The following is a 2,186-nucleotide window of genomic DNA, read 5'->3' as shown; positions in this document are numbered from 1 at the left end:
ACGAGTGTGGTGAGAAAAAATGATGCAAAGCTCACCGCTGTGTGTATGAGACGATCCCTGCAACGCAACTCGTTCACCAGGCAAACTATAGCGCAGGCGCCCTGCGCCATCTGTGACATTCTGGCGACAAATGTTGGAATCGTGCGAAAAGCGTGCCACGCTCCGCCGTCAGCGTGCCGCCAACCTATGACGAGTTTCGGGGACAGGGACAAACCCTCACGCTGTGGGGTAGCTGAACCGCTGCAACGGTTTTGGAACTGCTGGCTGCCAGCGGGCAGTTCTCGGAGGAACTCCTTGCAGGGTGGAACGGACGGCGGTGTCGAGTACGGCGAGAGCACCGCTCAGAGCAGGGTCAATGCCGATGTGCATACGGATGCTGCCACATCGCACTTTATCCAGTAATTCCCGCTTATGAACTGTGAGTCTTATGTTACCGTGGCAGCGGACAGCTCTCGCCGCGTTTCGACCACCCGTTTCCGTCTTTTGCAGAGACTTTCGCAATCAGCCATGGCAGGATGTCTTGTGGCTGGCAGACTCATCTCGTGATGTAGGCATAGCTTCCCCACCATGATGGAGGATCGTCTGGTTCGATGGAACGCGGTCGCACAGGGAATCGATGGAGAGATTAAGAAGAATCCAACGCAAAGCTGGGGGGAGACTTCTTCAAGCCGTACAACAGGGCTTCGAGCAGTTGCCGCATGGACTCAAGGGCATAGGCATAGAACAACGCTCTCATCCGCTCCCACAGCAGGCGTTTGCTGCCGAGCTGTGCCCATACCGTTTGAAACAACGCACAACAGAGTTGCTGGGTCTGATCCACCAAAAACGCCAGCATCATCAGCATGGCAAACACCACAGAGAGATGCTGCTCGCCATGCCCGTAGTTGTGCCCAAAGTGATAGCCCTGGTTTTTCAGCGTATTGAAGGTTTCGTTTTCGATCTTCCACCGGGCTCGTCCACCTCGCATGAGACGAAAGACGTTGCGCTGGTTCACCCGCAAGTCCGTCACCCAACTGAAGTGTTGGACCTTGTCATGACCAATTTCCCAGTACTCGATGAAATTGCCCCGTACGTCCGCGTGCGATCCATTGAGTGGCACGTCATTGACAAAGCGAAACCGATGACGGATGCCTGCGGCGCGATCGTGCCGCTCATAAGAAGTCACGCGCCCATCGTGCTCCGCTCTCTGCACCTGATTGAACAAATAGGCGTGATCGCCTTCTTTGACTCCAAGGATATAATGACACCCGTGATCGTGTAGGGTCTCGATGTGAGGGGCGTTGGAACTCAGACTGTCTTCGGTGACAATGAACTGGAGATGGGGGTGATCCTGGCGCAACTTGCTCATGAAGCGCTTGGCGGCATTGCGCTCACAGTCATTTTTCTCCGTGCCATCTTGTTTGATAATCGGCTCGGGCATGAGCGGAATGACTGCACGGCAGTCGGGATGGAGAATCGCCGCGCCCAACAGCTGGTGATAATACGTGATCGAACCGTTGCGCTGGACCTTGTGCAGGCACGAGGCACAGTGAATCGTCTGCGAGGAAAAATACCCCGTGCCATCGAGTGCCAAGAGATAATAGCCGTCAAGAAACACCATGTCTTCTAGCGCCTTGCCGCGCTGGAGTTGACGAAAGACGCTTTTGAACAGGGGGCGTAGCCACTCGGGGGAGACGGGATCAAGTATCTCGCGCATATGCGTGTCGCACGGGACACGCTCCATACCGTAGATGGTTTCCAAATTGCCCTCTGCCCGTTCCTTGTCAAAGGCGAGGCGAGAGGGCGATTTGAGGGAAAACATGGCGAACGCCGACATGAGCGCATCCGTTAAAGCAATGTCCGTCTCGCTCAGGCGATAATCTGGGATGGCGGCAAAGCCACTGCGAACCAAGCCAAAGAGCGCATCGGCAGAAAGATGCTTGCGTGCTTTGGGAGCAACAAGAGACATGGCAACCCCCGACATGGAGACCTCAAATTGTGCCTGTGAGGGGTGTATTGTCGCATGGAGGTTTACGAAAAGGCAACCAGGAGGTCGCGGTGATTACTGGGGTTTATCGCTCTCCGGGAATTGCTGTAAAGACGTCAAGATGCATCTGGGTTTTGAAGATGTTGCCACCACGTCATTTGACTCTGTGGCGTCGCACGTCTACTGGGTGTATTGTGCCTACATCTTGCTGCACATGTCG

At 55.0% G+C, this 2,186-nt stretch carries 1 protein-coding gene; it reads right to left on the bottom strand.

The genetic code is table 11. The annotated features are described in order from the left end of the window. Nucleotides 1-625 precede the first annotated feature (625 nt). Entirely contained in the window at nucleotides 626-1,963 is a 1,338-nt protein-coding gene (locus VJ369_RS08730) for a transposase (RefSeq protein WP_324091693.1), read from the bottom strand. Nucleotides 1,964-2,186: the final 223 nt, after the last annotated feature.

Origin of the sequence: Glutamicibacter sp. (assembly GCF_035257265.1) — a bacterium.
Taxonomy (GTDB): Bacteria; Actinomycetota; Actinomycetes; order Actinomycetales; family Micrococcaceae; genus Glutamicibacter.
Note: the sequence above shows the minus strand (reverse complement) of the source record. Positions and strands in the feature narration are given on the sequence as shown.

Coding starts and splice junctions, on each gene's coding strand:
- VJ369_RS08730 (WP_324091693.1), bottom strand. CDS start 1,963: ATGTCGGGGGTTGCCATGTCTCTTGTTGCTCCCAAAGCACGCAAGCAT.